At 66.0% G+C, this 4,934-nt stretch carries 5 protein-coding genes; 3 read left to right on the top strand and 2 right to left on the bottom strand.

Features of this window, described 5'->3' with window-relative positions; all coding sequences use genetic code 11:
- From VGT00_00935 to VGT00_00945, 3 genes are all read left to right on the top strand, one after another.
- Positions 1 to 543 (top strand): M57 family metalloprotease (locus VGT00_00935; protein ID HEV8529962.1); only part of this gene is annotated, 543 nt, incomplete at its 5' end.
- A gap of 110 nt (positions 544 to 653) precedes the next feature.
- Positions 654 to 1,955 (top strand): amidohydrolase family protein, encoded by a 1,302-nt coding sequence (locus VGT00_00940; protein ID HEV8529963.1) that lies wholly within the window; start codon positions 654 to 656, stop codon positions 1,953 to 1,955.
- A gap of 89 nt (positions 1,956 to 2,044) precedes the next feature.
- Positions 2,045 to 2,353, top strand: a complete 309-nt coding sequence (locus tag VGT00_00945; protein HEV8529964.1) for a hypothetical protein — start codon at positions 2,045 to 2,047, stop codon at positions 2,351 to 2,353.
- A 4-nt stretch (positions 2,354 to 2,357) separates the two neighbouring features.
- Here VGT00_00945 and VGT00_00950 read toward each other — a convergent pair whose 3' ends face one another.
- Both VGT00_00950 and VGT00_00955 read right to left on the bottom strand, forming a co-directional pair.
- Positions 2,358 to 3,176 (bottom strand): alpha/beta hydrolase, encoded by an 819-nt coding sequence (locus VGT00_00950; GenBank protein ID HEV8529965.1) that lies wholly within the window; start codon positions 3,174 to 3,176, stop codon positions 2,358 to 2,360.
- 17 nt (positions 3,177 to 3,193) lie between these two features.
- Positions 3,194 to 4,549: an LLM class flavin-dependent oxidoreductase gene (locus VGT00_00955; GenBank protein ID HEV8529966.1), complete on the bottom strand. Its 1,356-nt coding sequence runs from the start codon at positions 4,547 to 4,549 to the stop codon at positions 3,194 to 3,196.
- Between the last annotated feature and the right edge of the window lie 385 nt (positions 4,550 to 4,934).

The raw sequence follows: 4,934 nt of genomic DNA on the forward strand, positions 1-4,934 counted from the left end.
CCTCGAACCTGGGCCGTCACGATTCTCGGATCAGCCGACGACTCCCGGCTTCTGACCGTCACGGAGGCGATCGAATACTGGAACGAACAGCTCGTGAGCGTGAATTCCAGTGTGCGTCTTGGCCCGATCAGCCGCTCCGACGAGCGCATCGCGGACGATGCGCTCCGAGCCATGAGCGAGGCCGCCCTGGACCGTCGTCGCATTCCACCCCTCCCGCCCCGCCTTCGTGAGATGACCGGCGATGTCCTCGTCATCTTCTCGGGTACCGACCTCATCTCGGTGGGATTTCCGCCAGGTGCGGTGGCGCGACAGGGAATCGCGATCATCCGGAGCGCCGAGGGGCCACCGCTGTCGCTGCCGAACGTGGCGCGCAACCTCATCGCCCATGAGCTGGGTCACGTGCTGGGGCTCCGCCACAACAGTGATCCCGCCACCCTGATGTGTGGCCGCCCCGCCACGTGCCGACCGAATCTCTTTCGATCCGATACCAAACGGTTCTTCCCGCTCACCGACGCAGACCGCCAGCATCTGGCGGAGCGATAGCCGTCTTCTCGCTGCCCGCCTTGACAAGCCCCTGACCGGGCCATAACGTCCGCCCATATCGCGCAATCGCTCCGCTCACCTCGAGGAGCAGCGCGGGCAGGAGGCCGCCCATGGTGACCAAGGACTTTCCGATCTTCGACTGCGACAGCCATGTTGTCGAGCCGCCCGAGATCTGGGACGAGTACGTGCCCAGCGCCATCCGTTCGTGGGTGAAGACGCAGTTTCACTTCCACACGGACACGGACGTGCTTCACATCAACGGCCGGGTGGTCCCCGCCACCCGCGAGCGCTCGAATGCCGCCGAGGTGGGTTGGCCGCGCTGGAGCAAGAAAGAGGTGGGGTCGCTGGTTCCCGGCACGGAGGAATGGAAGCGGAAATTCGGACGCCTGGCCGGGTGCCGCGATCCGCAGGCCCGGTTGCGAGACATGGATGCGCTCGGCACCGATCAGGTGATGCTCTTCCCGACCTGGTTCGTCCGTCTGGCCCTCGTCAAGGCCCCCGAGGCGGCCTGCGCGCTCGCCCGCGCCTACAACGACTGGGTCTACGACTACTGCGCGGCCAACCGGCGGCGGCTCTTTCCCTGCGCCGTCCTCGCCATCCAGAGCGTCGAGCAGTCGATCGCCGAGCTGCGGCGGGTGGCCAAGCTCGGCTTCAAGGCCGCGGCCATCCGGCCCTGTTTCTGGAACGGGCGCTACCCGACGCTGCCCGAGTTCGATCCTCTGTGGCGAGAGTTCGAAGACCTCGACGTGGTGCTCGCCATGCATACCTTTCCCTCGCGGGAGGCCCTGACCCCGGAGTGGGGCGAGCGCATCGCGCGCACCCGCGGGAGCGGCCACGGGCTGCTCTTCACCGACGAGGCCGTCGTCTACTCCCCAGGGCAGTTTCTGAGCAATATCGTGTTCAGCATGGAGCCCAGCATCGACAGCTCCGAAGCCCTCGGCTTCATCTTCGAGGCCATGACCTGGCTCACCGCCGTGCTGATGACGGGGTGGCTCGACAAGTTCCCGCGCCTGCGCGCCGCCGTGCTCGAGTCCAACGCTACCTGGTTGCCCCTGGTGCTGTCGCGGAGCCGGAACTTCCTCGACCTCTACGCCTTCCAGCGCGGACCCAAGGTGCGCGATCCCTACGAGGTGTTCTACGAGCGCTGCTTCATCGCCTTCGAGGGTGACGAGGAGCCCGTCTATCGCATGTGGGATCAGTACGAGAATGTTGGGCTCTGGTCCTCGGACTACCCTCATCACGATGCCGAGGACGGCTGGGAGGCCCTCGAGCTCATGGAGCGACACAAGGTGCCTGTCGCGGTCCAGCGCAAGCTGCTCGGTGAGAACGCCCGACGCCTTTACGGCATCGAGCCCGTCATGGTGGTGACCGAGCGCGTCGAGCAGTACGAGCCGGCCAAGCTGCCCTGGTAGCGCCGGAGCGCATGCAGCATGGCCCCGCCCGCGACCATGGTCGAGCGGGCTTGGTTCCGGTGAGAGAATTGGAGTAAGGAGGACAGGCCATGATCCGAGTACTGGTGGTCGCGGCAGCGCTGATGGTGGCGGGGGCGGCGGTGAGCCTTCCGGCTATCGCGCAGCCGGCCCGCGCAAAGGGTGAGCGAGTGGTCGAGAGCCGGGTCGTGAGCGTGCGGGGTGATCAGGTGTTCTTGCATGACGGCACCACGCTGAAAATTCCCTCCTCCGTGGCGAATCCGCTCGAAATCGAGGAAGGCGACACTGTCCGGTTCACGTACGAAACGAAAAATGGGCAGAACATCGCCACGTCCATCCAGTTCAGGGACCGCCCCGGGGGCATGAGGCGCAGGTTCTAGTCGTTTAGCGAGCGGGAGCCGTCCGAAGGAAGTCGCGGACCAGGCTCGCCACTGCGGCCGGCTGCTCGAGATGGGGCGCGTGGCCCGTCTCTTTCACGGTCTCCACGCGCGCGCCCGCGATGTGGCGCGTGAACTCTTCCGCGTAGACGGGCGGTACCAGCCGATCCTCGGCGCCCCAGATCAGCAGGGTGGGCGCCTTCACGCGATGGATGCGCTTCTTCAGGCCTTTGTCGGGAATGGGCCAGATGAATTTCCCGGTGGAGCCCATGGCCCAGGTGAGGCCGACCTGGGCGGTGACGCGCGCCTCTTCGTCTTCCGTCTCGACGAAGAGCTGCTTCGCCCCCGCACTCGCGGGATCGCGGAAGATGTGACCGGGCAGCTCTTGCGGGTTCAGCATCATCCAGTTGACGACGGGAGCGTCGTCGCGCCAGAGGCCGATCGGATCGATGAGGGCCAGGCGGCCGGCGCGGCGCGGGTAGGCCGCGGCCACCTCGCAAGCGACCATGGCGCCGAAGGAATGGCCGACGAAGGCCGCGCCCTCGAGGCCCAGCTGATCCAGCAGCTCGTCGTAGCAGAGGATCAAGTCCCAGAGGTTATCGAGATGATAGATGTCGTCGGGCGCGCCGGGGGTGGTGCCGGGGTGCTCGGGGGCGTGGACGGTGAAGTGCTGGGACAGCGTGTCCAGGAACGGATCCCAGTGGAGGCCCCAGGGGCCGTGGAAGAAGACGAGGGCGGGGCCGCTGCCCTTGGTGAGGACGCGCATGCGGACGCGGTTCTGCCAGACGGGGAACACGCGGGCTTGGGTGCCGTTCAGAGTGGACATCAAGAGAACCCCCTCATTTACTCAGCCCTCGCCTCGTCGCTCGAGGCGAGCGCCTCGGCTCGAACTGCGGCCCTCTCCCCCACTGGGGGAGAGGGAATGAGAGCTTCTTCTCGAGACGGATTCAAGACCGCCTCCCCCGAGAGGGAAGTGGAGGCTGAGGCGCGCTTGCGAAGCCTTTCGGGCCACCAGTGATTGGTCCAGCCCTCTTGCTCCCAGAAACCTCTCAACGAGGGGAGGACTTCGCGGGCGAAGAGGTCCATGTTCTGCAGGGTCAGCTCGTGGGGCATGGAGCCGATCTGCAGTAACACCATCAGGTTGCCGACGCGGAGACCCTTGACCACCTCTTCTTCGAGCCGCTGGCGGACGGTGGCGGGACTGCCGGCAATCACGTAGCCCTTCTCGACGAAGTCCCGGTAGCGCAGCTCCTTGGGATTCTCCGGCCGGCGCATGGGGTTGCGCGCGGTGGCCTGCAAGCTCCGGTAGTCCTGATTGCCCGGCGGCGCGAACCAAACGGCGGGGACGTGGAGACACTTGTGATAGAAGTACTCCACGTGCCGCGCGTAGAGCTCTTCGGCGCGCGCGTCGGTGTCGGCCACGGCCACCAGCTGCAGGAATCCCGCGCGGTAGGGGTTGGCGTCGCGGCCCTTCTTGGTGACCACATCCCAGTAGCCGTTCATCATGCCCTTCGCCGATTTGGCCCCCGAATAGCTCAGGAAGCAGTAGCAGACTTCGTTGTCGACGGCGAAGTCGAAGGTGCTGATGCTGCCCGAGCCGGGCACCCACACGGGTGGATGCGGCTGCTGGATGGGACGGGGCCAGAGATTCACGTTGGCCAGCTGGTAGTAGCGGCCATTCCACGCGAAGATCTCGCGCGCCTGCCAGGCCTTCATCGTGAGGGCGAAGGCCTCGCGGTAGCGCTCGCGATGCTCCATGGGCGTGATGCCGTAGCAGAGGTTGACGTCCATGGGGCTGCCCAGAGGCAGGCCCGCCACCAGCCGCCCGCCGCTGATGCAGTCGAGCATGGCGTACTCTTCCGCGACGCGGATGGGCGGGTTCTGAGTGGGCAGCGTGGAACCCATCTGGACGACGGCCACGGGCAGATCGTTGGTGGCCTTGGCGAGGACGGCGCCCATGATGTTGGGGCTGGGCATGAAGCCGTAGGCGTTCTGGTGGTGCTCGTTGGTGCACACGCCGTCGAAGCCGGCGCGGGCCGCGAAGAGCAGCTCGTCGAGCGTCCAGTTGTAGTACTGCCCCACGCGGGCGGGATCGGCCAGCTCCCACCAGGGCGGCGTCACCCACACGGACGGGTAGCGCTTCTCGAAATCGGCAGGCAGCTCCCGGTGCGGCATCAGATGGAACGCGCTGATCTTCATGACGTACCTCGCAGGGCTCGGGGTCGGCTGGCGTGGCTGCTGATGCCTCACAGTACTGCCGGGCTCATGGGAGTGTCAATTTGATCCCTTTCCCCCATCCGGGGAGAGGGCCGCAGTTGGAGCCGGGCCCCTCACCTCGAGCGACGAGGCGAAGGCCGAGTAAATAGGGGGCTTTTTGTTCTAGTCTGAGTGGCCCTCTTCTCAGGGGAGAGGAGTGTCATGTCCGAAGTGGAGTATCTCGCCAAGCCACGCCTGCTTTTGGGAGCTCATGACTGACGTGGCCTGGGACTTGTGCATCCTCGGAATCGGGGTAACTGGCGGCATCTTCTCCGCTCCGGAGATGGTAAAAGGCTGGGGGCCTGAAGGCTCTTTGCTTGCTGCCGTC

This window comes from Candidatus Methylomirabilota bacterium (genome assembly GCA_036002485.1).
Classification (GTDB): domain Bacteria; phylum Methylomirabilota; class Methylomirabilia; order Rokubacteriales; family CSP1-6; genus AR37.